Source organism: Variovorax sp. PDC80, from assembly GCF_900115375.1.
In the GTDB taxonomy this organism is placed as follows: Bacteria; Pseudomonadota; Gammaproteobacteria; order Burkholderiales; family Burkholderiaceae_C; genus Variovorax.
On record NZ_FOWG01000006.1, the window covers coordinates 177,481 to 203,323 of the forward strand.

General features: G+C 70.4%; 21 protein-coding genes. 16 read left to right on the forward strand and 5 right to left on the reverse strand.

The window, feature by feature from the left end; translation table 11 throughout:
• Positions 1-24: 24 nt before the first annotated feature.
• The 9 genes from BM109_RS18730 (at position 25) to BM109_RS18770 (ending at position 10,257) form a co-directional block, all read left to right on the forward strand.
• Entirely contained in the window at positions 25-783 is a 759-nt protein-coding gene (locus BM109_RS18730; RefSeq protein WP_093345423.1) for an enoyl-CoA hydratase/isomerase family protein, read from the forward strand.
• A gap of 14 nt (positions 784-797) precedes the next feature.
• Positions 798-1,484, forward strand: coding sequence for an HAD family hydrolase (locus BM109_RS18735; RefSeq protein WP_093345425.1), 687 nt, complete (start codon positions 798-800; stop codon positions 1,482-1,484).
• Positions 1,485-1,517: 33 nt separating this feature from the next.
• The gene (locus BM109_RS18740; protein WP_093345428.1) at positions 1,518-2,648 is read left to right on the forward strand and encodes a branched-chain amino acid ABC transporter substrate-binding protein; all 1,131 of its coding nucleotides are present in this window, start codon (positions 1,518-1,520) and stop codon (positions 2,646-2,648) included.
• Between the two features lie 124 nt (positions 2,649-2,772).
• On the forward strand, positions 2,773-4,533 hold the full coding sequence (locus BM109_RS18745) for a sigma-54 interaction domain-containing protein (protein ID WP_093345430.1): 1,761 nt from the start codon (positions 2,773-2,775) through the stop codon (positions 4,531-4,533).
• A gap of 123 nt (positions 4,534-4,656) precedes the next feature.
• Positions 4,657-5,511, forward strand: a complete 855-nt coding sequence (locus BM109_RS18750) for an HTD2 family dehydratase (protein ID WP_093345433.1) — start codon at positions 4,657-4,659, stop codon at positions 5,509-5,511.
• A gap of 17 nt (positions 5,512-5,528) precedes the next feature.
• The gene (locus tag BM109_RS18755; RefSeq protein ID WP_057590129.1) at positions 5,529-6,692 is read left to right on the forward strand and encodes an acyl-CoA dehydrogenase family protein; all 1,164 of its coding nucleotides are present in this window, start codon (positions 5,529-5,531) and stop codon (positions 6,690-6,692) included.
• A gap of 5 nt (positions 6,693-6,697) precedes the next feature.
• Positions 6,698-7,894 carry a CaiB/BaiF CoA transferase family protein gene (locus BM109_RS18760; RefSeq protein WP_093345435.1) on the forward strand — a complete coding sequence of 399 codons (1,197 nt, stop codon included), beginning with the start codon at positions 6,698-6,700 and terminating at the stop codon, positions 7,892-7,894.
• A 13-nt stretch (positions 7,895-7,907) separates the two neighbouring features.
• On the forward strand, positions 7,908-9,284 hold the full coding sequence (locus tag BM109_RS18765) for an MmgE/PrpD family protein (protein ID WP_093345437.1): 1,377 nt from the start codon (positions 7,908-7,910) through the stop codon (positions 9,282-9,284).
• A 46-nt stretch (positions 9,285-9,330) separates the two neighbouring features.
• Positions 9,331-10,257 carry a LysR family transcriptional regulator gene (locus BM109_RS18770; RefSeq protein WP_093345440.1) on the forward strand — a complete coding sequence of 309 codons (927 nt, stop codon included), beginning with the start codon at positions 9,331-9,333 and terminating at the stop codon, positions 10,255-10,257.
• A gap of 49 nt (positions 10,258-10,306) precedes the next feature.
• Here BM109_RS18770 and BM109_RS18775 read toward each other — a convergent pair whose 3' ends face one another.
• A complete protein-coding gene (locus tag BM109_RS18775; protein ID WP_093345442.1) occupies positions 10,307-11,149 on the reverse strand; it encodes an HpcH/HpaI aldolase/citrate lyase family protein in 843 nt (280 codons plus the stop codon).
• Positions 11,150-11,401: 252 nt separating this feature from the next.
• On the opposite strand from BM109_RS18775, the gene BM109_RS18780 reads away from it, so the two are divergent.
• The 6 genes from BM109_RS18780 to BM109_RS18805 all read left to right on the forward strand — a co-directional run bounded on the left by BM109_RS18780 (position 11,402) and on the right by BM109_RS18805 (position 17,542).
• On the forward strand, positions 11,402-12,691 hold the full coding sequence (locus tag BM109_RS18780) for an aspartate aminotransferase type Ic (protein WP_093345445.1): 1,290 nt from the start codon (positions 11,402-11,404) through the stop codon (positions 12,689-12,691).
• A gap of 37 nt (positions 12,692-12,728) precedes the next feature.
• A complete protein-coding gene (locus BM109_RS18785; RefSeq protein ID WP_093345447.1) occupies positions 12,729-13,631 on the forward strand; it encodes an amino acid ABC transporter substrate-binding protein in 903 nt (300 codons plus the stop codon).
• 115 nt (positions 13,632-13,746) lie between these two features.
• Positions 13,747-15,225 carry an aldehyde dehydrogenase gene (locus tag BM109_RS18790; protein WP_093345449.1) on the forward strand — a complete coding sequence of 493 codons (1,479 nt, stop codon included), beginning with the start codon at positions 13,747-13,749 and terminating at the stop codon, positions 15,223-15,225.
• A gap of 48 nt (positions 15,226-15,273) precedes the next feature.
• Positions 15,274-15,792 carry a thiamine pyrophosphate-binding protein gene (locus BM109_RS18795; protein WP_093345452.1) on the forward strand — a complete coding sequence of 173 codons (519 nt, stop codon included), beginning with the start codon at positions 15,274-15,276 and terminating at the stop codon, positions 15,790-15,792.
• Positions 15,793-15,800: 8 nt separating this feature from the next.
• Complete coding sequence (locus tag BM109_RS18800) at positions 15,801-16,406, forward strand: thiamine pyrophosphate-dependent enzyme (protein ID WP_093346141.1); 606 nt, start codon at positions 15,801-15,803, stop codon at positions 16,404-16,406.
• A 131-nt stretch (positions 16,407-16,537) separates the two neighbouring features.
• Positions 16,538-17,542 (forward strand): Bug family tripartite tricarboxylate transporter substrate binding protein, encoded by a 1,005-nt coding sequence (locus BM109_RS18805; RefSeq protein ID WP_093345454.1) that lies wholly within the window; start codon positions 16,538-16,540, stop codon positions 17,540-17,542.
• Positions 17,543-17,644: 102 nt separating this feature from the next.
• On the opposite strand, the gene BM109_RS18810 is transcribed toward BM109_RS18805, so the two are convergent.
• From BM109_RS18810 to BM109_RS18825, 4 genes are read right to left on the reverse strand one after another with little or no spacing between them, the layout of a single operon-like run.
• Entirely contained in the window at positions 17,645-18,277 is a 633-nt protein-coding gene (locus BM109_RS18810; RefSeq protein WP_093346143.1) for an NAD(P)H-binding protein, read from the reverse strand.
• A gap of 45 nt (positions 18,278-18,322) precedes the next feature.
• Positions 18,323-21,343: a bifunctional diguanylate cyclase/phosphodiesterase gene (locus tag BM109_RS18815; protein WP_093345457.1), complete on the reverse strand. Its 3,021-nt coding sequence runs from the start codon at positions 21,341-21,343 to the stop codon at positions 18,323-18,325.
• On the reverse strand, positions 21,340-22,398 hold the full coding sequence (locus BM109_RS18820) for a TRAP transporter substrate-binding protein (RefSeq protein ID WP_093345458.1): 1,059 nt from the start codon (positions 22,396-22,398) through the stop codon (positions 21,340-21,342). Before BM109_RS18820 ends, BM109_RS18815 begins: the two co-directional genes overlap by 4 nt.
• 32 nt (positions 22,399-22,430) lie before the next feature.
• Positions 22,431-24,326, reverse strand: coding sequence for a diguanylate cyclase (locus BM109_RS18825; protein WP_093345461.1), 1,896 nt, complete (start codon positions 24,324-24,326; stop codon positions 22,431-22,433).
• A 254-nt stretch (positions 24,327-24,580) separates the two neighbouring features.
• On the opposite strand from BM109_RS18825, the gene BM109_RS18830 reads away from it, so the two are divergent.
• On the forward strand, positions 24,581-25,699 hold the full coding sequence (locus BM109_RS18830) for a Fic family protein (protein WP_093345463.1): 1,119 nt from the start codon (positions 24,581-24,583) through the stop codon (positions 25,697-25,699).
• Positions 25,700-25,843 lie beyond the last annotated feature (144 nt).

The window sequence follows — 25,843 nt, forward strand, 5'->3', positions numbered from 1 at the left end:
CGAACGAGCAAAGGATTTTTCGCCATGAACTACGTCACCCTCGAAACCAGCGACGGCATCGCGCACGTGCGGCTGCAGCGGCCCGAGCGCCTCAACGCCATCAGCGCCGTGGTGCTCGACGACCTGCACGAGGCGCTGCGCGAGGCGCAGTCCTCGACCGACGTGCGCGCGATCGTGTTCTCGGGCGCGGGCCGGGCCTTCTGCGCCGGCGACGACCTCAAGGAGTTCGGCGAGCAGACGCGCACGCCGGCCTCGATCCGCCATCACATCGAGCGCATCCAGACCATCACGCGCGACCTGATGTTCGGCGGCACGCCGGTGGTCGGCGCGATCCACGGCTTCGCGGTCGGCGGCGGCTTCGAATGGCTGCTGAACTGCGACCTGGTGGTGGCTTCCGAGGACCTGGTGTGCTTCTTCCCGGAAATGGACTGGGGCCAGTTCGTGACCGGCGGCGTGACCTGGCTGCTGCCGCAGGCCGTGGGCCACCAGCGCGCGATGGAGCTCTGGCTGCTGGGCGAGCGCCAGTCGGCCGCCGACCTGCTGCGGCTGGGGCTCGCGAACTGGGTGGTGCCGCCGGAGCGGGTGCTGGCGCGCGCCTTCGAGGTGGCGGCGGTGGTGGCCTCGAAGTCGCAGGGTTCGGTGTCGCGGCTCAAGCGCGTGGTGACGATGCAGGCGCAGTCGAACCTCGCGGTGGCGCTCGAGCTCGAGCAGGAGGCCACCGTGGCCGCCTTCGCCACGCCCGATGCCGCCGAGCGCGTGCTGAAGTTCGGGCGTCGCGCCTGAACAGGGAGACCGCGATGAACGTCCGCGCCATCACCTTCGACTACTTCGGAACCCTGGTCGACGTCGACCGCGGCGGCATGGCCGGCATCGAGGCCGTGCTGGCCGAAGCCGGCCTGCGCACCGAGCGGCCGCTGTTCGAGCTCTACCTCGACTGGGACATCCGCAACGTGCAGCGCTACCGCGGCGGGCGCTGGCGCCCCTACCGCCAGGTGGCGCGCGAGGCGCTGCGCGAGACGCTCGAGGCCATCGAGCTCGGCGTCACGGCGCGGCTCGACATCGACCTGCTCAACGAGCTGTACCTCGGCCACCTGGTCGAGTCGGCGCCGCCCCATCCCGAGGTCGAGGCCATCCTGCAACGGCTGGCCGAGCGCTTTCCGCTGATGCCCATCACGAACATGGACAGCGACCTGTGGCAGCGCAGCCAGCTCGTGCGCTTCTTCGACCAGGTCACCACGGCCGAGATGGCACGGGCCTACAAGCCCTCGGAATCGATCTTCAGGCTCGCGCTCGACCGCCTCGCGGTGCCGGCGGAGTCGGTGCTGCACTGCTCGCTCGCGAGCTGGGCCGACATCGACGGCGCCAAGCCGCTGGGCATGCAGGTGGCCTGGATCAACCGCGGCGCCGAGCGGCTGAGCGTCTGGCAACCGCGGCCCGACCACGAGTTCCCCACCCTCGAGGGCGTGCTCGCCCTCCTGGACTAGTCGGTTTCTTCCATTCACTTCGAGGTACAGAACATGCGCCGTTTCCTGCTTCTTGCTGCTTCCCTGGGCCTGTGGGCCTCCCTCCTGCCCGCCAGCGCGCAGGAACTGGTCGTCAAGATCGGCCATGCCGGCCCGCTCAGCGGTCCGCAGGCCAACGCGGGCCGCGACAACGAGCGCGGCGTGAAGCTCGCCATCGCCGATCTCAACGCGCAGGACTTCCGCATCGGCGGCAAGCGCGCGCGCTTCGAGCTGGTCTCGGAGGACGACCAGGGCGACCCGCGCACCGGCACCCAGGTGGCGCAGAAGATGGTCGACACCGGCGTGCGCGCGGTCATCGGTCACTACAACTCGGGCGTCTCGATTCCCGCCTCGCGCATCTACAGCCAGGAGGACATCCCGATGATCACGGGCGCGTCCTCGAACCCGCAGCTCACGCGCCAGGGCTTCGCGAGCATCTTCCGGCTCGCGGCCAACGACAACGTGATGGGCGCGGCCATGGCCGAGTTCGCCGCCGCGCGCGGCCTGCGGAAGGTGGCGGTGATCGACGACCGCACCGCCTACGGCACCGGCGTGGCCGACATCTTCGTGCAGACCGCCAAGGGGCTGGGCCTCGAGGTGGTGGGGCGCGAATTCACCAACGACAAGGCCACCGACTTCACCGCCATCCTGACCAAGTTCAAGGGGCTCGCGCCCGAGGCGGTGTTCCTCGGCGGCTACTACGCGCAGGGCGCGGGCGTCGCGCGCCAGATGCGCCAGCTCGACATCAACGCGCTGCTGCTCGGCGGCGACGGCATCTGCACGGCCGAGGTGGTGCCGCTGGGCGGCAAGCTGCTCGAAGGCCGCTACTTCTGCGCGCAGAGCGGGCGCCCGCTCGACAGCCTGCCGGGCGGCCCGGCCTTCCGCGAGCGCTTCACGAAGACCTTCGACGCGCCGATCGATGCCTATGCGCCGGCCTTCTACGTGGCGACGCTGGTGATCGCGCGCGCGATGCAGCAGGCCGGCAGCGACGAGCCGAAGAAGGTCACGGCCGCGCTGAAGACGCTGAAGATGGATTCGATGCTCGGCCCGGTGCAGTTCGATGCCACCGGCGAGTGGCTCAAGGCGCCGGTCACGGCCTACCAGATCGCCGGCGGCAAGCTGGTGCCGGTCGAGCGCAAGCCGTGAGCGCGCGCGCCCCGGCGGATGGCGCCAGCGTTCCGCCGCCCGCGCTTCCTTGGCAGAATCGGCGCGACCGGTCGGCCGCGGCGTCCTCGCCGCGCGCACCGGGCTGACGAGGACAAGGAACGCGATGACGCCGATGCTCGACGAGGTCTGGGACGTGCTGGTCGAGCGGGCGGTCGCCCAGGGCCACGGCGCGCTGCTGTTCGGCGCGGGGCGCGTGCTGCGGCGCGCCTGGACCGCGCCCGGCATCGAGGCCTCGGCGCTGATGGCCGTGCTGCCGGCCGAGGGTGCTGCCGCGTGGGCGCCCTGCGTGCCGGTGGCGCAGCCGCGGGGCTTCGATCGCCTGCACCTGCGTGCCGCCGACTCGAAGAGCGGCGAAGCGCTGTTCGTGGCGCTGCTCGCGCGGCCGGACAGCGCGGAGCTCGGCGACGAACTGCGCCTGCTGGCCCACCTGTGGGCCGCGGCGCATTCGGCCGAGCTGGTGGCCGAGCAGCAGGGCGCGTTGCTGCAGGAGCAGTCGGCGATCGTCGAGCACATCACCGACGGCCTGCTGGTGGTCGACCGCGAGCTGATCGTCAAGCACATGAATGCCGCGGCCGGCCGCATCCTGAGCCTGCATCCGCGCGAGAGCATCGGCAAGCCCTTCGGTTCGCTGCTCGATTTCGCGCCGATCATCCAGCCGCTGCTGGAAACCGGCGAGGGCTACATCGACCGCGAGCTGATCATCGACTCGCCGCAGCGGCACCTGCACCTGGTCGACACCGCGGTGCCGATCAAGAACGCGGCGGGCCAGGTGGTGTCGATCGTGAATTCCTTTCGCGAGATCCAGCGCGCGCGCCGCATGGCCGACCGCATCGCGGGCAACCATGCGCGCTACAGCTTCGACGACGTGGTGGGCACGGCGCCGCCGCTGGTGGCGGCCGTCGAGGCCGCGCGCAAGGCCGCGCGCGGTTTCGCCAACGTGCTGCTGATCGGCCAGAGCGGCGTCGGCAAGGAGGTCTTCGCCCAGGCCATCCACAACGCCAGCGCGCGCGCCCCGGGGCCTTTCATCGCGATCAACTGCGCCGCGCTGCCGCGCGACCTGATCGAGAGCGAGCTGTTCGGCTATGCGCCCGGCAGCTTCACGGGCGCCACGCGCGAGGGCCGGCCCGGCAAGTTCGAGGCGGCCAGCAGCGGCACCATCTTCCTCGACGAGATCTCCGAGCTGCCGATCGACGTGCAGGCCAAGCTGCTGCGCGTGCTGCAGGAGCGCGAGGTGGTGCGCGTGGGCGACACGCGCAGCATCCCGATCGACGTGCGCGTGATCTCGGCCAGCAACCGCGACCTGCAGGCCATGATCGAGCGGCGCGAGTTCCGCGAGGACCTCTACTACCGCTGCCACGTGATCGGCATCGAGCTGCCCTCGCTGCGCGAGCGGCCCGAGGACGTGCCGGTGCTGGTGCACCACTTCCTGCGCAAGTACGCGCAGCTGCTGCGCAAGAACGTCTTCCGCGTCTCGCCGGCCCTGATGCAGCGGCTGGTCGCGCATCCGTGGCCCGGCAACGTGCGCGAGCTCGAGAACACCGTCGAGCGGCTGGTGAACATGACCGATGCCGAGACAGCCTGCGTCGACGACCTGCCCGCATGGTTCTCCGGCGGCCCGAAGCCCGACGCCGCGCCGCCGCCGCCGGTGCGCCCGGCCTCCGAGGTGCGCACGCTCGAGGAGGTCGAGAAGGAGGCGATCGCGAATGCGCTGCGTGCCTGCGGCTTCAACGTGACCGAGACCGCGCGCCGGCTCGGCATCGCCAAGCCCACGCTCTACGCGAAGATCCGCGGCTATGGGCTGCGGCTGCAGCGCGGCGGGCGCGGCGCCTTCGATGCCGAGGAGGCGCGGCCGGCCGGGCACTGACCCCGATGGCATGGGCGCGAAGGCGTCCGGCACCGGGCGGCTGCCGGCGCGTTGAATGCCCAACAAGGCGCACTTTGCGAATGGCAAATTGCGCGTTCCGCCGGATCGGGCAATGCTGCGGCCATGACTACCGAGACCTCCGTCGACCTCCGGGCCTGGATCGGCCGCACCGAGCGCAGGGGCGACGACGTGGGCGCCGCGTCCCTGTCGGCGCTGGCCGCCACGTTCGACCGGGACGACCTCGCGTTCAACCTGGGCAGCGACGTGCCCCCGTTGTGGCACTGGCTGCACTTCATCCCGCTGGCGCGCCAGGACCAGATCGGCGTCGACGGCCACCCGCTGCGCGGCGGCTTCCTGCCGCCGATCGCGCTGCCGCGCCGCATGTGGGCCGGCGGCGAGCTGCAGTTCCACCATCCGCTGCAGGTGGGCGACGAGATCACGCGCCAGTCGCGGATCCTCGACGTGGATGCCAAGGACGGCAAGAGCGGGCCGCTGGTCTTCGTCAAGGTCCGCCATGAGATCTCGAATGCCCGGGGCCTCGCCATCACCGAGGAGCAGGACATCGTCTACCGCGACATGCCGGCCGCGGGCGCGCCCGCCCCGGCGGGAACGAAGGCGGCGACGGACGAGGACTACCGCGAGACCGTCGAGCCCGATCCGGTGCTGCTGTTCCGCTACTCCGCGCTGACCTTCAACGGCCACCGCATCCACTACGACCGGCCCTACGCCACCGAGGTGGAGGGCTACCCGGGCCTGGTGGTCCATGGCCCGATGGTGGCCACGCTGCTGCTGGGGCTCGCGAGCCGCCGGCTGCCGCAGCGTCGCGTGCGCGGCTTCGCCTTCCGGGCCGTGCATCCCCTGTTCGACACCGCCGCCTTCGAGCTGTGCGGCAAGGCCCAGGCCGACGGTTCCCAGACGCTGTGGGCACGCAACCATGACGGTGTGCTGGCGATGGAAGCCCGCGCCAGTTTTTTCTAACCCCAAGCAGCGATCCAATGACGAAGAACGCCGTCGACAAGTACCAAGACATCCGCGATGCCGTGCGCGCACTCTGCGCCGAGTTCCCCGACGAATACCACCGCAAGATCGACGAGCAGCGCGCCTACCCCGAGGCCTTCGTCGATGCGCTGACCAAGGCCGGCTGGCTCGCGGCGCTGATCCCCGCCGAGTACGGCGGCTCGGGCCTGGGCCTGACCGAGGCCTCGGTGATCATGGAGGAGATCAACCGCTCGGGCGGCAACTCCGGTGCCTGCCACGGCCAGATGTACAACATGGGCACGCTGCTGCGGCACGGCTCCGAGCAGCAGAAGCAGCTCTACCTGCCCAAGATCGCCTCGGGCGAATGGCGCCTGCAGTCCATGGGCGTGACCGAGCCCACGACCGGCACCGACACCACCAAGATCAAGACCACGGCCGTGAAGAAGGGCGACCGCTACGTCGTCAACGGCCAGAAGGTCTGGATCTCGCGCGTGCAGCACTCCGACTGGATGATCCTGCTCGCGCGCACCACGCCGCTGGCCGAGGTCAAGAAGAAGTCCGAGGGCATGTCGATCTTCCTGGTCGACCTGCGCGCCGCCGAGAAGAGCGGGATGACGGTGCGACCGATCCCGAACATGGTGAACCACGAGACCAACGAGCTGTTCTTCGAGAACCTCGAGATTCCGGCCGAGAACCTGATCGGCGAGGAAGGCCAGGGCTTCAAGTACATCCTCGACGGGCTCAATGCCGAGCGCACGCTGATCGCGGCCGAGTGCATCGGCGACGGCTACTGGTTCATCGACCGCGTGACGAAGTACGTCAACGAGCGCGTGGTATTCGGCCGCCCGATCGGCCAGAACCAGGGCGTGCAGTTCCCGATCGCCGACGCCTACATCGAGGTCGAGGCCGCCAACCTCATGCGCTTCAAGGCCTGCGAGCTGTTCGATGCGCACCAGCCCTGCGGCGCGCAGGCCAACATGGCGAAGTACCTGGCGGCCAAGGCGAGCTGGGAAGCGGCCAACACCTGCCTGCAGTTCCATGGCGGCTTCGGCTTCGCGAACGAATACGACATCGAGCGCAAGTTCCGCGAGACGCGCCTCTACCAGGTCGCGCCGATCTCCACCAACCTGATCTACGCATACGTGGCGGAGCACCTGCTCGGCCTGCCGCGTTCCTTCTGAGCGCCATGACGCGAACCCAAGGCAGGCGCCCGCTCGAAGGCATCACCGTCGTCACGCTCGAGCACGCGGTGGCGGCGCCCTTCGCCACGCGCCAGCTCGCGGACATGGGTGCGCGGGTCATCAAGATCGAGCGCCCGGGCGCCGGCGACTTCGCACGCGCCTACGACCGGCGCGTGCGGGGCGAGGCCTCCTATTTCGTCTGGATCAACCGGTCCAAGGAAAGCATCACCCTCGACGTCAAGCATCCCGAGGCGCGGCAGGTGCTGGCCAAACTGCTGGGCCAGGCCGACGTGCTGGTGCAGAACCTGGCGCCCGGCGCCGCGGCGCGGCTCGGCCTGTCCGAGGAAGCGCTGCGCCCCACGCACAAGCGCCTGATCGTCTGCGACATCTCGGGCTACGGCAGCGCGGGACCGTTCCGCGACAAGAAGGCCTACGACCTGCTGATCCAGGCCGAGGCGGGCCTGCTGTCGGTGACCGGTTCGCCCGAGGAGATGGCGCGCGCCGGCATCTCGGTGGCCGACATCGCCGCCGGCATGTATGCCTACAGCGCGGTGCTGGCCGCGCTGATCCAGCGCGGCATCACCGGCGAGGGCAGCCACATCGACGTGTCGATGCTCGAGTGCCTCGCCGAATGGATGGGCAACCCGCTCTACTACGGCTTCGAGGGCCAGGCGCAGGCTGCGCGCGCGGGCGCCAGCCATCCGAGCATCTATCCCTACGGCCCGTTCATGGCGGGCGACGGCAAGACCGTGCTGTTCGGCCTGCAGAACGAGCGGGAATGGAAGGCCTTCTGCGAACAGGTGCTCGCGCACCCGGAACTGGCCACCGACGAGCGCTTCGATGCCAATGCCAAGCGCAGCGCGCACCGGGTGGAGCTCAAGCAGCTCATCGAGTCGCTGCTGCAGCCGCTGACGGCGGCCCAGTGCATCGAGCGCCTCGATGCCGCCCACATCGGCAACGCCAGCGTCAACGACATCGCCGACGTGTGGGCCCATCCCCAGCTGCGCGCTCGGGAGCGCTGGCTCGAGGTGGGCTCGCCCGTCGGGCCGATCCCGGCGCTGAAGCCGCCAGCCGACAACGATCGCTTCGCGCCGCGCATGGACCCGGTTCCCGCGCTCGGCGAGCACACCGATGCCATCCTGCAAGCGCTGGGCTATGGTCCCGAAGACATCGCGCGCCTGCGTGCCAGCCAGATCCTCTGAAAGAACATCCGACATGACGACCTCGAACACCCCCGAGTCCATCCTGGCGCGCTTCGCCGCCGACCTGAAGGCCGAAGACATCCCGCCGGCCGTGCTGCGCCGCGCCGAGGACCTGTTCCTCGACTGGATCGGCTCGGCGCTGGCCGGCAAGGGCGCGCGCCCGGTCGAGACCATCACCCGCTTCGCGTCCGCCATGGGCGCGGGCGACGGCCGCAGCGAGATCCTGATCCACCGCACGCGCTCCAGCCCCCTGATGGCCGCGATGGCGAATGCCGCGGCCTCGCACTTCGCCGAGCAGGACGACGTGCACAACGGCTCGGTGTTCCATCCGGCGGCCGTGGTGTTCCCGGTGGCGCTCGCGATCGCCCAGGCGCATGGCCTCAGCGGCGCGCAGCTGCTGACCGCGGCGGTCGCCGGCTACGAGGTCGGCATCCGCGTCGGCGAGTTCCTGGGCCGCTCGCACTACAAGATCTTCCACACCACCGGCACCGCGGGTGCCGTGGCCGCCGCGGTGACGGCCGGCCACCTGCTGGCGCTCACGCCCGACCAGATGCTGCATGCGATCGGTTCCGCGGGCACCCAGGCCTCGGGCCTGTGGGAGTTCCTGCGCGATGCCGCCGATTCCAAGCAGCTGCACACGGCCCACGCGGCCGGCGCCGGCCTCACGGCCGCCTACCTCGCCAAGGACGACTTCACGGGCGCGCGGCGCATCCTGACCGGCGCGCAGGGCATGGCCGCGGGCATGTCGAGCGATGCCGATCCGGCCCGGCTCACGGACGGCCTCGGCACGCGCTGGGCGCTGCCCGAGACCTCGTTCAAGTTCCACGCCTCGTGCCGCCACACGCATCCCGCGGCCGATGCGCTGCAGCAGATCCTGCTGCGCCACCAGCTCGCGGCCGGCGACGTGAAGGCGGTGACGGCGCAGGTGCACCAGGCGGCCATCGACGTCCTCGGCCCGGTCACGGATCCGCAGACCGTGCACCAGTCGAAGTTCTCGATGGGCACCGTGCTCGGCCTGGTGGCCGTGCATGGCCGCGCGGGCCTGGCGGAGTTCGACGGGCACTTCAAGGACGCCGCGGTCTCGGCCTTCCACGACAAGGTCAGCATGGTCCTCGACCCCGAGGTGGACCAAGCCTACCCGGCGCGATGGATCGGCAAGGTGCATGTTGATACCATCGACGGCCGTCGTCTCGAGGGCCGCGTCGACGAACCCAAGGGCGATCCCGGCAACACCCTCGAGCGCCATGAACTGGAAGAGAAGGCGACGCGCCTGGCGCTCTACCGCCACGGCGCCACGGCCGCCGAGATGCAGAGCGTCATCGGCTGGGTCTGGTCGCTGATGTCGGTGCCGCGCGTCGGTCCTCTGCTGGAGCCTGTCGTTCCTCGTTGACGCAGGCAAGGGCGGCGGCGGGCGAGGGGCAAAGTCGGAAAGCAAGATGATCCATTTCGATCTGGTAGACCTGCGGCTGTTCCTGGCCATCGCCGAGGCCAACAGCCTCACGCGCGGCGCCGAGGCCACGTTCATGTCGGTCTCGGCGGCGAGCATCCGCGTCAAGAACCTCGAGGAAAGCGTGGGCACCAAGCTGCTGTACCGCAGCAGCCAGGGCGTGACCCTCTCGCCGCCGGGCCAGGCGCTGGCCTATCACGCGCGCCTGGTGGTCGGGCAGCTCGAGCACCTGCGCAACGACCTGCAGGAGTACGCGAGCGGCATCAAGGGCCATCTGCGCGTGTTCGCGAGCACGACCGCCATCACCGACTTCCTGCCGGCCGTGATGAGCCGCTACCTCATCACCCATCCCGACGTGAACGTCGACCTGCGCGAGCGCGGCAGCGGCGACATCGTGCGCGCGGTGTCCGACGGCCACACCGACATCGGCATCGTCTCGGGGCGCGTGCGCACCGAGGGGCTCGAGGTCGTGCCCTATCGCGAGGACCGGCTGGTGCTGGTGGTGCCCGACGGCCATGCGCTCGCGGCCCGCTCGCCGGTGCCCTTCGCCGAGACCCTCGAGTACGAGCACGTGGTGCTCAACGAGGGCACGGCCATCCATTCGTTCCTGAACCAGATCGCCCGCGACATGAACCGCGTGCTCAAGCCGCGCATCCAGGTCGGCAACTTCGAGGCCTGCTGCAAGATGACCGAATCGAACGTCGGCATCAGCATCATGCCGGGCACCTCGGCCGAGCGTTACCGGCAGTACATGGCGGTCCAGGTCATCCAGCTCGAGGACGACTGGGCCCTGCGCAACCTGCAGATCTGCTTTCGCAGCCTCGAGGCGCTGCCCGGCTTCGCGCGCGACCTGGTCGAGCTGCTGAAGGCCGATGCGCTGTCGGCCACGCGGTCTTCGGGCGGCGAGGCCGATTGATTCTCAGACCCCGGGCTCGAGCAGGGCGCGAGCACCGGGTCGGTCTTGTTCATGACTGCGTCGCTGCCGCGCCGGCCAGCCGCAACGCACGTTCGCCCGCTTCCTGCACGATCGCCTGGGCGCGCATCATGACGGGGCGGTCCACCATCCTGCCGTCCACCGCGACGGCGGCGCCCGCCGAACGCGCGGCCGCCTCGAGCACGCGGCGCGCCCAGGCAAGTTCCTCGGCGCTGGCGCAGAAGGCCGCGTTCACCGCGCCCACCTGCTTCGGGTGGATGCACAGCTTGGCGCCGAAGCCGAGCCGCCGCGAACGCAGCGTGTCGGCCGCGAGCGCGGCCTGGTCGTCGATCGAGGTGCTGACGCCATCGATGGGCGCGGCCAGCCGGGCCAGGCGCGAGGCCATCACCAGCTGCGCGCGGTAGGGCAGCAGTTCGAGCTCGTCGCCCGAGATGCCCAGGTCGAGCTGGAAGTCGATCGAGCCGAACACCAGCCGCTGCACGCCCTGCGCCCGCGCGATGGTGTGGACGTTGTGCAGCCCGGCCGCGGTCTCGATCATCGGAAACACCGCCGTGCCCGCGCCGATGCACGACACGCTGAACACCTCGTCGATGCGCTCCGTCTTCGGCAGCATGATGCCCGCGACACCGGGCAGCCGGGCCAGCGCGAGGTCGTCCTTGAACCAGGGCGTGTCGGCCGCGTTAATGCGCACGATCACGCGATGGTGGGTGGCCAGCCAGGCGGCCACGGAATGGCGCGCCTCGGTCTTGTTCTCGGGAGGCACCGCGTCCTCGAGGTCGATGACGACGGCATCGGCGCCGCAGGCCAGCGCCTTGTCGAAGCGGTCGGGACGGTTCGCGGGCACGAAGAGGAAGGAGCGTTGGGGCAGTGTCATGGTTTCGCCAGTGAGTTCGCCCTGAAGAATGCCCAGCGCGCGCGGGCCGCGCAATTTGCGCTTCCACAAGCCGCCATTTCGCGTGGCCAAACACCGGCCGGATGCGCAGGCCCTGTTCGACATCGACCCCGCACCGCCCCTGCCTTGAGGGCTCGCGAAGTGCCCGTTTGCGAATCTCAAATAGCGCGCGTCGCGCGGATCCAGGAAGCTCCGCGCGCCGGCATGCAACGCCGTGCGCAACACCACGGACCCATGAACGAACTGACCCACGCTTCCCGCCCGGCGCTCGACACCTTGCATCGACAGTGGGCCCGGGCCCATGAAGCGCTCTGCGCGCAACCGCTGAAGCTCAGCATGGCGCGCGGCGTGCCGTCGGCGGAACAGGTCGCGCTGTCCGAGGGCCTGCTGGCGCTGCCCGGCACGCAGGACTTCCTCGCCGAGGACGGCACCGACTGCCGCAACTACATGGGTCTGCAGGGCCTGCCCGAAGCGCGCCGGCTGTTCGCGTTCATGCTCGGCGTGCCGCCCGAGCAGGTGGTGGCCGGCGGCAACTCGAGCCTGTCGATGATGTACGACTGCGTCTCGCACGCCTGGCGCGCGGGCGTGCCCGGCGGCGGCGAGCCATGGCATGCCGTGCCCTCGGGCGTGGCCTTCCTCTGCCCGGTGCCCGGCTACGACCGCCACTTCGCGATCTGCGAGGCCTTCGGCATCCGCCTGATCCCGGTGCCGCTGCACGACGACGGACCCGACATGGAGGCGGTGCGCGCCCATGTGCAGGACCCGTCGGTGCGCGGCATGTGGTGCGTGCCCAAGTACAGCAACCCGACCGGCGCCGTGTACTCGGACGCGGTCGTCGAGGCGCTCGCGTCCATGCCCACGGCCGCGCCGGACTTCCGCCTGTTCTGGGACAACGCCTACGGCCTGCACCACCTGGGCGTGGAGGAGGTGCAGATCGCCAACATCGCCGAGCGCTGCGAGGCGCACGGCCATGCGAACCGGCCGCTGGTCTTCGCCTCCACCTCGAAGATCACCTTCGCCGGTGCCGGCGTCGCGCTGTTCGGTGCCTCGCCCGAGAACCTGCGCTGGTGGCTCGGCCATGCGGCGGTGCGCAGCGTGGGGCCCGACAAGCTCAACCAGCTGCGCCATGTGCGCTTCCTGCGCGACCGCGTGGGCCTCGAGATGCTGATGCTGCGCCACCGCGCGCTGCTGGCGCCTCGCTTCGACCGCGTGCTGGACGTGTTCGAACGCGAACTGGGCCCGTTGGGCATCGCGCAATGGACGCGCCCGCGCGGCGGCTACTTCATCGCGCTCGACGTGCAGCCGGGCACGGCCCGTCGCGTGGTCGAGCTCGCGGGCCGCGCGGGTGTCACGCTCACGCCGGCCGGCGCGCCGTTCCCGGGCGGCATCGATCCGCAGGACCGGACGCTGCGCATCGCGCCGTCCTCGCCGTCGATCGAGCAACTGGGCCGCGCCGCCGAAGTGGTCGCGCTGTGCGTGCGGCTGGCCGCCGCCGAGCAGTTGCTGGCGGCGCGCGCCGCCTGACCTCCCTTTTTTTCCATCCCCCGCTGGAGCTCCCCGCATGAAGAAGAAACAAGCATCGATCCTGGTCATCGCCACGCTGGCCGCCTGCGGCGCGCTCGCGCAGGCCAACGACACCCTCGCCAAGGTCAAGGCCTCGGGCGCCATCACCGAGGGCGTGCGCGAGTCCTCGGGCCTGGCCTACACGCTGGGCAACGGCCAGTACACGGGCTTCCACTTCGACGTCTGCGCCAACATCATCAAGGACCTCGAGAAGTCGCTCGGCCGCAAGCTCGATATCAAGTACCAGCCCGTGACCTCGCAGAACCGCATCCCGCTGGTGCAGAACGGCACCGTCGACCTCGAGTGCGGCTCGACCACCAACAACGCCGCGCGGCAGAAGGACGTGGCCTTCGGCCTGACCACCTACATCGAGGAGACCAAGATCCTCGTGAAGGCGAATTCGAGCATCCATGCGCTCGCGGACCTCAAGGGCAAGACGGTGGTCACCACCACCGGCACCACGCCGCTGCAGACCCTGCGCAAGCAGAAGCGCGCCGAGAACCTGAGCTTCTCCGAGGTCTACGGCAAGGACCATTCCGACAGCTTCCTGCTGCTCGAATCCGACCGCGCCGACGCCTTCGTGCTCGATGCGTCCGTGCTGGCCTCGCTGGCCGCCAAGTCGAAGTCGCCGAAGGACTTCAGGCTGCTGCCCGATGTGCTGGCCGTCGAGCCCATCGCGATCATGATCCGCAAGGACGACCCCGCGTTCAAGGCCGCGGTGGACGAGAGCATCAAGGCCCAGGCCAGGTCGGGCGAACTCGCCAGGCTCTACGACAAGTGGTTCCTGAAGCCGATCCCGCCCGTGGGCGTGACCATCAACCTGCCGCTGGGCGAGGCCACGAAGAACGCCTGGGCCAACCCGAGCGACAAGCCCGCGGAAGCCTACGTGGCCAAGGAATAGGCCCGCAACCGTCCCATGCCCCTTTCGTCGCGCCGCCTTGATCACTCCTGAAGTGCCTGTTTGCGAATCGCAAATGGCGCCGCGCGCATCGATGTAGGAAGCTTCGTCCACCGATATGAAACGCTACTCACACTGGATCGACGGACAGGAAGCCGCCCCCCTCGGCGGCAGCTGGTTCGAAACACACAACCCCTACACCGGCGAGGCCTGGGCCGAGATCGCCTCGGGCACGGCGGCCGACGTGGAAGCCGCCGTGCAGGCGGCGCACCGGGCCTTCACCGAGGGCCCCTGGGCCAGGCTCACGGCCACCGAGCGCGGTGCGCTGCTGCGCCGCGTCGGCGACCTGATCGCGCGCGATGCGCGCCGGCTGGCCGAGATCGAGGTGCGCGACAACGGCAAGCTGCTGGCCGAGATGCTGGGGCAGCTCCACTACATCCCGCAGTGGTTCTACTACTTCGGCGGCCTGGCCGACAAGGTCGAGGGGCGCGTGATGCCGCTCGACAAGCCGGGCTACTTCAACTTCACGCGCCGCGAGCCGCTCGGCGTGGTGGCCGCCATCACGCCCTGGAACTCGCCGCTGCTGCTGGCCACGTGGAAGATCGCCCCCGCGCTCGCCGCGGGCTGCACGGTGGTCATCAAGCCCTCGGAGTTCACGTCCGCGTCGAGCCTGGAGTTCGCGCGGCTGTTCGAGGAGGCGGGCTTTCCCGCCGGCGTGGTCAACGTGGTCACGGGCTTCGGCCGCGAGGTGGGCGCCACGCTCGTCGAGCATCCGCGGGTCGCGAAGATCAGCTTCACCGGCGCCGACGCCACCGGCCGTGCCATCAACGAGGCGGCAGCGCGCCAGTTCAAGCACGTGAGCCTGGAGCTTGGCGGCAAGTCGCCCAACATCGTCTTCGCGGATGCAAACCTCGACGACGCCGTGAACGGCGCGGTCTCGGGCATCTTCGCCGCCACCGGCCAGACCTGCATCGCGGGCTCGCGCCTGCTGGTGCAGGACGCGGTGTACGACGAGGTGGTCGAGCGCCTGCTGGCGCTGGCGCGCACCGCGCGCATGGGCGACCCGATGTCGATGGACACCCAGGTCGGCCCGGTGACCACGCGGCCCCAGTACGACAAGGTGCTGAGCTACATCCAGATCGCGAAGGACGAGGGCGCCCGGCTGCTGCTCGGCGGCAGTCCCGCCACGGGCGAGGCCTGCGGCACCGGATGGTTCGTGCAGCCGACGATCTTCGGCGACGTCGACAACGGCATGCGCATCGCGCAGGAAGAGGTGTTCGGCCCCGTGCTCTCGATCATCCGCTTCAAGGACGAGGACGACGCGGTGCGCATCGCCAACGATGTGCGCTTCGGGCTCGGCTCGGGCGTGTGGACGCGCGACATGGGCCGCGCGTTCCGCATGTCCGAGCGGCTGCAGGCCGGCATGGTGTGGATCAACACCTACCGAGCCGTGAGCTTCATGTCGCCGTTCGGCGGCTACAAGGATTCGGGCCTGGGCCGCGAGAACGGCATGGACGCGATCAACGAATACCTGCAGACCAAGAGCGTCTGGATCAACACCGTCGCGGCGACGGCCAACCCCTTCGTCATGCGCTGAGCATCGATCGATCCCTTCTTTCCATCATTCACCACCCCACTCACTCCCATGTCCACCATCGATTGGCCTCAGCAAATCTTCGAAGGCTTCAAGAACCTCGGCGTCCGGCAGGTCGCCTATGTCCCCGACGCGGGCCACAGTCAGCTGATCCGCATGTGCGAGGCGGACCCCGGGATCCACGCGGTCTCGCTCACCACCGAGGAGGAGGGCGTCGCGATGCTCGGCGGTGCCTGGCTCGGCGGCGACCGCGGCGTGCTGCTGCTGCAGTCCAGCGGCGTCGGCAACTGCATCAACATGCTGTCGCTGCAGCACGAGACGCGCATGCCGCTGTTCATGATCGTGACGATGCGCGGCGAGTGGGGCGAGTTCAACCCCTGGCAGGTCGCGATGGGCAAGTCGACGCAGGCGGTGCTCGAGGATTCGGGCGTGTACGTGTACCGCGCCGATTCGCCCGAGGAGGTTCCGCCCACCGTGATCGCCGGCGCGAAGTTCGCCTACCAGACCGGGCGCAGCGTCGCGGTGCTGATCGGGCAGCGCGTCATCGGCACGAAGAATTTCAACAAGTGAGCACCGCCATGTCATCCACAGCCAAGAACCAAGCCGTCCTGAATCGCCGCGAAGTGGTGGCGCGCATCCTGCGTGACCGGGGCGAGGCGCTGGCCATCACCAGCCTGGGCAACCCGACCTTCGACGTGGCCGCCGCCGGCGACGGTCCGCAGAACTTCTACCTCTGGGGCGCGATGGGCGGCGCCGTGATGGTGGGCCTGGGCCTGGCCCGCGCGCAGCCGAAGAAGCGCGTCATCGTGTTCGTCGGCGACGGCGAGATGATGATGGGCCTGGGCTCGCTGGCGACCGCCGCGGTCGACCGCACCGAGAACCTCACGGTCGTCGTGATCGACAACGAGCACTACGCCGAGACCGGCATGCAGCCGGCCCACGCGGGCCGCGGCGTCAACATCACCGAGGTGGCCAAGGCCACGGGCTTCCCGCAGGCGCTGACGGTGCGCACGGCCGCAGAGCTCGAGGAGGCGGTCGACAGGATTCTCCACGGCCAGGGCCCGGTGCTCGCGACCATCAAGGTCACGACCGATCCCGCGCCGACGGCGCTGCCGCCGCGCGACGGCCCGTTCCTGCGCAGCCGCTTTCGCACCGCGCTGCTGGGCGCCGAAGCGCACGTCTGAGGCCCGCGGCCCCGGCAAACCCTTCGTGCACCGCGACGTCGCGGATGCGTGGAGGCTGCACAACGACCGGCTCAAACGCCGGCGGCCGGCGCGCGGCCGCCGGCCACACAACAACCCACCGGAGACATCACATGGGCCACACCTACAGCGCATCGAACACGCGGGGCCGCGGCCTCGCCGTCGCGAGCCTCCTGGGCCTCGCGCTCGCCTTCACCTCGTGCCTGCCGGCGCGCGCCGACACCGACTACCCCGACAAGCCCGTGCGCCTGATCGTGCCCTTCCCGCCGGGCGGCGGCGGCGACAAGCTGGCGCGCGTGCTGGCGCCGACGCTCGGCGAGCTGCTCAAGACCAGCGTCATCATCGACAACCGCGCGGGCGCCAACGGCAACATCGCGCTGCAGGCGGTGGCCAAGTCCAGGGCCGACGGCTACACGCTCGGCCTCACGCTCACCGATCACATCGCGCTGAGCCCGTCGCTCTACGACAAGCTGCCATTCGACCCGCTGAAGGACTTCCAGCCGATCGGGCTGATCGCTTCCACGCCCTATGTGTTCACGGTCGACGCGGTCAGCGGCGCGGCCAACCTCGCGGCCGCCATCGCGAAGGCGAAGAAGGATCCGGGCGCGGTGAGCATCGGCTATCCGACCGTGAGCCCGCTGCTGGCGACCGAGCTGCTGCAGAAGCAGTCGGGCGCGAAGTTCAACCTGATCCCCTATCGCGGCATCGCCCAGGGCATGCCGGACATGCTCGGCGGCCGGCTCGACGCCTGGGTCGGGACCAGCGTCACGATGCGCGGCTTCATCGACGGCGGCAAGGTGCGCGGCATCGCCGTCACCTCGGCGCAGCGCTCGCCCGCGCTGCCGGGCGTGCCGACCATCGCCGAAAGCGGCTTCCCGGGCTTCGAGCTCGTGACCTGGTACGGCATCGTGGCGCCGGCCGGAACGCCGGCGGCGATCGTCACGGTGCTGAACGCCAAGCTCAACGAGACGCTGCGCACGCCCGACGTGAAGGCCAGGCTCGAGGCCGATGGCGCGCTGATCCTCGGCGGCGCGCCCGAGCAGCTCGCGCGCGCGCTGCGCGCGGACATGGACCGGCTGGGCCCGCTGGTCAAGGCCGCGGGCATCAAGCCCGAGTGACGCGGCCGATGGGGCTCGCATGAACCCGGTCGAACTCGTGGCCCAGTCGAAGGTTGGGGGCGCTGCGAAGGACCCGGTCACCCGTGGCCTTCGCGTTGCCGCTCAATGCATGGCGTCGGAGGAGATGAAGTGGCAGCCGGGCTTCGCGGCGATGGCCGCGTCGAGCAGTGCCGCGGCAATGGCCGCTGCCGGATTGACACGCCATCGCGCCGGCAGCACCGGCCCCAGGCGCCGCGCCCAGGTCAGCGCCATGCCTTCGGCACGCCTTTCCTCATGGCGTTCGCCGCCGATCAGGCTCGGCCGGCAGATCGTCAGCGAGCGGAAGCCGATCGCGCGGACGTCCCGCTCCACTTCGCCCTTGGTGCGCGGATAGAAGAAGAGCGAGCTGTCCGAGGCACCCATGGCCGTCACGATCACGAAGGTGCCCACGCCGGCGGCGTGCGCGGCCTGGGCGAAGGCGACCGGCAGTTCGTGGTCGACGTGGCGGAAGGCCTCCTTCGAACCGGCTTTCGCCTGCGTCGTGCCCAGTGCGCAGACCACGGCATCGGGCCGGTGCGCGATGCAGGCCTGCACCAGGTCCTCGAGCCGAGAGGCGACCGGGTTGACCAGCCTGGCGTGGGCCGCGAGCGGCGTTCGCGTTGGCGCGATCACCTCGGAGAAGGCGTCGTTCGAGAGCGCGAGCTGCAGTGCCCGGCCGCCCACCAATCCCGTCGCACCCAACAGCAGCAGTTTCATGTCGATCGCCTCGCGTGGTTCACCGCAGGCCATTGTGCGGCCCGATCAGGCCTGCGCGTCCAGGTCCTGCTCGTAGGCCTCCAGCGCCTTCGGCTTGCCGAACAGATAGCCCTGGTACAGGTGGCAGCCGTGGCGCGCGAGGAACTCGCGCTGCGCCTGCGTCTCCACGCCTTCGGCGACGATCTGCAGCTCGAGGTTGAGCGCCATGCCGATGATGGTCTGGATCACCAGCTCCACCTTCGGGTTCAGGCCGATGCCATGCACGAAGTACTTGTCGACCTTGATCTGGTTGAGCGGCAACTGGATCATGTACGACAGCGACGAGAAGCCGGTGCCGAAGTCGTCCATCGAGAACTGGATGCCCATGCCGGCCAGGGTCTTCATCTTGGCGATGGTGTCGGCGACCTTGAACTGCAGCAGGCTCTCGGTCAGCTCGAGCTTGAGCTGGCGCGGATCGGCGCCGGTGCGCTCGAGCACGCGGGCGACCTGCTTGACGAAGTCGTCGGTGCGGAACTGCCGCGCGCTCACGTTGACCGACAGCTGCAGGTGCGCGCGCCGCGGGTCCTCGCTCCAGGCCGCGAGCTGGCGGCAGGCGGTCTCTAGCACCCAGAGGCCGAGCGGGATGATGAGCCCGGTGTCCTCGGCCGCGGCGATGAACTCGCCGGGCGCCAGCAGGCCCCGCGTCGGATGCTGCCAGCGCACCAGCACCTCGGCGGCGACCACGCGGTCCTCGCTCGTGACCTGGCTCTGGTAGTGCAGCACGAACTGCCGCTGCTCGACGGCCGCGTGCAGTTCGTTCTCCAGCGCCGCGCGCGCGGTGATGCTGGTCTGCATACTGGTCTCGAAGAAGCGCAGCGCGTTGCCGCCGGCGGTCTTGGCGTAGTACATCGCGATGTCGGCCTGCTTGATGACCTCGTCGAGCGAGGCATCGGCGGTGTCGAACAGCGCCACGCCGATGCTGCAGGTGCTGTGGTGCTGCTGGCCGCCGAGCTGGTAGGGCCGGTTGAGCTGCTCGAGGATGGCCGCGCCCATGGCCTCGGTCTCGGAGGTCGCGATCAGCCGCCGCTCGTGCAGCTCGGCCAGCATCACGACGAACTCGTCGCCGCCCAGCCGCGCCACCGTGTCGCCGCGGCGCAGGCAGGCGGTCAGGCGTTGCGCCACCTGCTTGAGCATCACGTCGCCGGTGTCGTGGCCGTGGGCGTCGTTCACGGTCTTGAAGTTGTCGAGGTCGAGGAACAGCAGCGCGCTCCAGCGCGAGCGCCCCGGCACGGCATCGATGGCGTGCTTGATGCGGTCCACCAGCAGCCGACGGTTGGGCAGGCCGGTGAGCGTGTCGTAGAAGGCGAGCTGCTCGACCTCGTCGGCCGCCTGCTTGCTCTCGGTGATGTTGCGCAGGATCACGATGAAGCGCGGATCGGCCTGCGCGCCGCTGGCCTTGCGCGAGACCGAGATCTCGAACCAGGCCTTGCTGCGCGCGTAGCGGCGTTCGAACTGGCGCCCGCTCGAGCGCCCGGTCTCATTGGCTTCCTTGAGCGCCGCCATGACCTCCGCGCTCGCCTGCGGCGGCAGCAGCTCCTGCAGCCGCCGGCCGGCCGGCTGGTCGACCTGGATGCCCGGCAGCGGCACGCGCGGCGCGTGGTGGCCGTGGCAGATGCCGTCGAGGCCGACCTCGAGCAGCAGGTCGGGCAGCGCCTCGAGCGTGGCCTGCAGCTGGGCCTTGCTCTCGACGATGGCGGCCATGTGGCGCCGCTTCTCCGTGATGTCCTGGTAGACGCAGACGGTGCCGCCGTCGGGCGTGCGGCTGCGCGTGGCGTGCAGCACGCGGCCGTCCTCGAGCACCGCCTCCTGCTCGGAGTGGTCCTGCGCGAGCTGCGGCATGTTCAGCGCCATCCAGCCGGGCGGGCCGCCCTCGTGCACCACGTGGCGCGCGGTCTCGGCCACCAGCTCGCGAAACGGCAGCTGCGGCGCGAGCAGCGGCCGCACCCACGGGAACATCGCGACGAAGCTGTGGTTCCAGGCCAGCACGCGGTCGTCGGCATCGAGCAGCACGAAGCCGCCGATCATCGATTCGAGCGCCTGGTCGAGCGTGGCCTTGGAGCGCACCAGCTCCTGCCGCGACTGCCACTGGCGCCGCAGCTGCAGGTGGGTGAAGGCCGCGATCGCGAGGATCAGCGCGCCGATGACGGCGCCGGTCCACGCGATGCGGTCGCGCTCCTCGCGCCAGTCGCGCAGCGCCGCGGCCAGCGGGATGCTCGCGACGATCAGCAGGTTGCGGTGCAGCGTCGGGCGCGCCACCAGGATCGCGGGCACGCCGCTCAGGCGCGCGGCCATGCGCACCGGCTTGCCGTCGCTGGTCTGCTCGCTGAGCGCGGGTTCGAGCTGCCGGCCCAGCAGGTCGTCGCGCGCCGGCACGCTCACCAGCAGCGGACCGGCATCGCGCTCGAGCGTGATCTCCAGGCCCGGGATTGACGCGCCCTGCGTCGTCACCATGGCCAGCAGCGAGATCTGCACCTCGGCCACGGCCAGCACGCGGCTGCCGTCGGCCAGCGGCACGGCGCGCGCGAAGAACACCACCTTCTGCAGCGTGGCCGGGCTGGCGATCGGCGCGCTCACGGCCATGGTCGACAGCGGCTGCGCCAGCACCGAGCGCGCGAAGCCCTCGGGCAGCGCCATCGGCAGCCGCGCGCCGCGGCGGTCGGAGGAGGCGAGCGGCGTGCCGTCCGCGTCGACGAAGGCGACGAAGCGCACCAGCAGGTTCTGCCGCACCAGGTTGACGATCAGTCGCTGCACCTCGGGCCGGCCGGCCTCCTCGGCGAGGCGTTCGCGCGGCACGGCGCGCAGTTGCTCGCCGGCGCCGGCCAGCAGCATGTCGATGCTCAGCAGCGCGCGGTTGAGCGCCGCCTCGGAGCCGCCGACGAAGCGCATGGCTTGCGTCTCGGCGTTCTCGATCGCCCGGCCGCGCGCCTCCCAGGTGATGCTGGCGGCCACGGTCGCCAGCGTGCCGAGGAACAGCAGCGCCACGCCATAGACCACGGCGGCGACGCGACGGGAGAAGCGCTGCGTCATCGCACGAGCGGGGCGCGGATGCCGACCACGGGACCGACGGTGTCGTTCCAGACCTGCGCGCAGACCGGGCCGCAGCGCTGCAGCCAGGCCGGCAGCACGCGGGTGGCGAAGATCTCGCGCCGCCGCGCCTCGTCCTGCGGCGTGGGCGCGACCGCGGTCATGCGGCCCCGGACGGGCTTGGTGCAGGCGTCGGCGCCGGTGTTGCAGGCGATGCCCTCGGTGGTCTCGCGTTCGGACTCGGCCCACACCGCGGCCTCGAGCTTCGGCAGCTCCTGGCGCAGCACCGCCTGCAGGTCGGGCGGCAGCGCCTCGAGGTTCTCGCGGTTGGCCGCGAACACCGCGAGGCCCCAGCTCAGCGGCATGGTGTAGAGCGCGCTCGTGAGTGCATGCAGGCCCAGCGTGTGGCCCGACATGGTGCCGGTGATCGCGCAGTCGGTGTTGCCCGAACGCATGTTCGGCAGGATGGCCGCGAACTCGGTGTAGACCGGCGTGGCGCCGAGCGCGCGGATGAAGTCGGCCTGCGTGGCGCTCGACACGCGCACGCGCCGCTTCGCGAGATCGGCCAGCCGCGCGACCGGCCGGTTGCAGAACACGGCCTGCGCCGGGTAGATGTAGATCGCGAGCAGCTCGGCGCCGTAGCGCTCGCGCAGCGCGCCCGCGAGGTAGGGGCGAAAGGCCGCGACCACCCGGCGCAGGGTCGCGATGTCGGGGTTGAGCCCGGCCATGTCGGGCGTGCCGAGCTCGGGAAACTGCATCGCCATCTGGCTCATGAGCGCGGTGCCGAAGGGCACCACGCCGAGCTGGATCAGGCTCAGCATCTCCTGGCCCGGCACGCCCGCGCGGTCGAAGGGCACGATGCTGGCGCTGTAGCGCCCGCCGGTGCGTTCGGCGAGCTCCCGGGCCCAGAAGTTCTCCTCGTGCCGCGTGTACTGCGTGATGCCGCCGAGCCCGCCGACGATGCGCAGGCGCTGCAGCGGGGCGTCCGGCGTCGGCGCGGTCTGGGCCTGGCAGGCGAACGCGGCGAGCAGCAGCAGGGCGGCGAGCAGGCGGGGCATGGCGTGGCTCCTTCTTCGCGTGGGCGGGCGCATCAGGCGATGCCCGTTCCGCCGGCCAGCGGCCCGGCCTGGGTGGGGCGCGCCGGGCCCGCGTGCGTGTCGCCGAAGAAGGCGAAGCCCGGTCCCTGGCGCTGCTGCTTGACGCGGTACATCGCCTGGTCGGCGCAACGCAGCAACTGTGCCAGCGTTCGGCCGTCCTCGGGATTGCAGGCGATGCCCAGGCTCATGCCGACCGACACTTCGGCGCCATCGGCCTCGATGGGCTGCAGGCCGGCGTCGACGATGCGGCGTGCCATCTGCGCGAGCGCCTCGCGCGAGGGCCGGCCCGGCACCAGGATCGCGAACTCGTCGCCGCCCAGGCGCGCCACCGTGTCGCTCGCGCGCAGCTGCGCGCGCAGCCGCGCCACCGTCTGCACCAGCACCGCGTCGCCGACCGCGTGGCCGTGGCCGTCGTTGACCTCCTTGAAGCCGTCGAGGTCGAGCAGCATCAGCGCGAAGGGCTGGCCGTTGTGCAGCCATTCCTCGCCGCGGCTCTCGAGGCCGGCGCGGCTGGCGGCGCCGGTCAGCGCGTCGGTGCCCAGCGCTTCCACCAGCTGCTGGGTGCGCGCCGTCAGCGCCTGCTCGGAGCGCAGCACCAGCCGCAGCCGCGAGGCCATCGCCACCGCGAACACCACCAGCTCGGCCACCAGCGCCGCCTGCGAGACGTTCATCTGGCCGGGCGCCCATTCGATCCAGCCCCAGCTCGCGAACACGATCGCGCCGATGCCCGCCAGCAGCAGCCCGACCCCGATGCAATAGAGCACGGCCGGCCAATAGCGCCGGCGGATCGCGAACATCGCGCCGATCACCATCACGGCCGTCGAGGCCACCACCGACATCTGCACCAGCCGGAAGGTGATCAGCGGATGCGCGCCCCAGTGCGCGTAGGGAATGGCCAGCAGCAGCGCGACCGAGAAGGCCTGCACCAGCCGGTCGAGCAGCGGCGCGAAGTGCGACAGCCGCAGCAGCCGCCGGCCGAACTGCAGCTTGCACAGTGCCCACAGCGCGGGCCCGGCCGTGTAGGCGAAGCCGGCGCCGGCCGGCCAGTGGGCGAAGGGATAGCGCAGCGCATGGCCGTTGATGCTCGCGAGCGCCAGCAGGCCGCAGAGGCAGGCCAGCATGTAGTAGGCATAGAGCGCCTCGCCGAACACCACGAACAGCACCAAGCCGTAGACCGTGAGCCCGAGCAGCAGGCCGTAGCTGACGCCGTCGAACATGCGCTTGTCCTGCGTCGACTGCAGGTAGTCAGCCGGGTCCCAGAGCGTCACGTCGTAGATGCGCGCGAAGGTCGACTCGACGCGGAAGTACACCGTGTAGACGCCCGGCCCCGGCAGCTCGAAGCGCCAGGCCATCTGCTCGGAGGCGGCCGGCCGCGTGGCCCAGGGGTGGCGCATGCCGGTGACCACGGGCTCGGCCAGCGCCTGGCCCGTGGTGTCGAAGGGGCCGTAGAAGCGGATGTCGCGCGTCGACACCGTGGGCACCAGCATCAGCCATTCGCGCGCCGCATCGGCCGGGTCCTGCAACTGCATCTGCAGCTTGAACCACAGCACGCGGTCGGATTCCTGGCCGCGCAGCGGTTGGTCGGGCAGGGTGAAGCGCGCCTCCTGCGCCGGGGTGCGGACCTCGTCGATGCCCAGGGCGCGGGTCGTGTCCTCGAAGAACTGGAGCTGCAGCACCGCCGGCAGGCCGGCGGCCTGGCGCGAGAGCGTGAGCACCGGTTGCTGGCTGCCGGGCGGCGGTGCGCCGAGGGCCGGTGTCAGCGTGGCGAGCAGCAGCCACAGCGCCAGCAGCCAGTGCCGGCAGGGCCTGCGGTGCGCGGCGCGTGGGCGTGCCGGTCCGTCCTCATCCTCGAAGGCGCGAGACCGGACGAACGCGGATACCAGGGACATGGGGCGAACGGAGACGCGCCGCTGCCAGGCGGCATGAATGAAGAAGTTTGCAATTGTGTCCTACGGACTTCGGTGGGTGGGGCGGGGCGTGGCCTGGTTGCCACGGGTGGCCGACGAACGGTTTGGGGGTCTTCCCGAGGGAGGCCGGATCGGGGCCGTTCCCGCTTTTTCGTGCGGTGATTGCACGGCTCATTCACCGCAGATATTGCGGTGAATGGTTTGTGCTTGCGGCGAATCAGGCGTCTAATCTCCGCATGGATCGCGGAGAAAACATCTACATCTGGCAGGCCGACGACTGGCCCCGGTGGCGCTATGACCTGCCCGCCCTGGCCCAGCCCCTGGCCGATGTCAGCCGCGCCCAGGGCACCTTGCTCGGTCGCCTGGCCGACGTGGGGCTCGCGCTGCGCGACCAGGCCAGCCTGGCGGCGCTGACCGACGACGTGGTCAAGACCAGCGAGATCGAGGGCGAGGTGTTGGACGTGGCCTCGGTCCGGTCGTCGATCGCGCGCCGGCTCGGGCTGGACATCGGCGCGCTGGCGCCCGTGGACCGGCATGTGGAAGGCGTGGTCGAGATGGTGCTCGATGCCACTTCGCGCAGCGCCGAACCCCTGAGCGCCGAGCGCCTGTTCGGCTGGCACGCGGCACTGTTCCCGACCGGCTATTCGGGCCTGTCGAAGATCACAGTGGGCCGCTGGCGCGATGACGCAGCCGGTCCGATGCAGGTCGTCTCGGGGCCTGTGAACCGGCGCAAGGTCCACTTCGAGGCGCCGCCCGCGGTCACGCTGCCCGCGCAGGTGGAAGCGTTCCTGGCCTGGGCCAACCGGGAGACGGACGAACCCGCCCTCCTCAAGGCGGGCCTGGCGCACCTGTGGTTCGTCACCCTGCATCCCTTCGACGACGGCAACGGCCGCATCGCGCGCGCCGTCGGCGACCTGTTCCTCGCCCGTGCCGATGGCGCGGGGCAGCGCTTCTACAGCCTGTCGGCGCAGATCCAGCGCGAGCGCAAGGCCTACTACGACATCCTCGAGCGCACCCAGAAGGGCTCGCTCGATGTCACCGCATGGCTGGCCTGGTTCCTCGGCACGCTGGGTCGGGCCACCGCCAGCGCGCAGCTCACGCTCGACGGCGTGCTGGCCAAGGCGCGCTTCTGGCAGCGCTGGGCCGGTACGCCGGTGAACGAACGCCAGGCGAAGCTGCTCAACCGCCTGCTCGACGGCTTCGAAGGCAAGCTCACCAGCAGCAAGTGGGCCGCCATCGCCAAGTGCTCGCCGGATACCGCGCTGCGCGATATCACCCAGTTGCTGGCGCTGGGGGTGCTGAAGAAGTCGGCGGGAGGTGGGCGCAGTACGGGTTACGAGCTCATGGACTCCTGAGCCTCAACGCGCACCCGGGACCCGCTTCCCGCTTGCCGCCGCCGGCAGCCGCTCGTCGCGCGAGAACATCTGCGCTACCAGTTGCCGCAGCCACGCGTTGCTCTGGCACAGCGTCGTGGGAATGCGGATCGAGCTTGTCGGTGT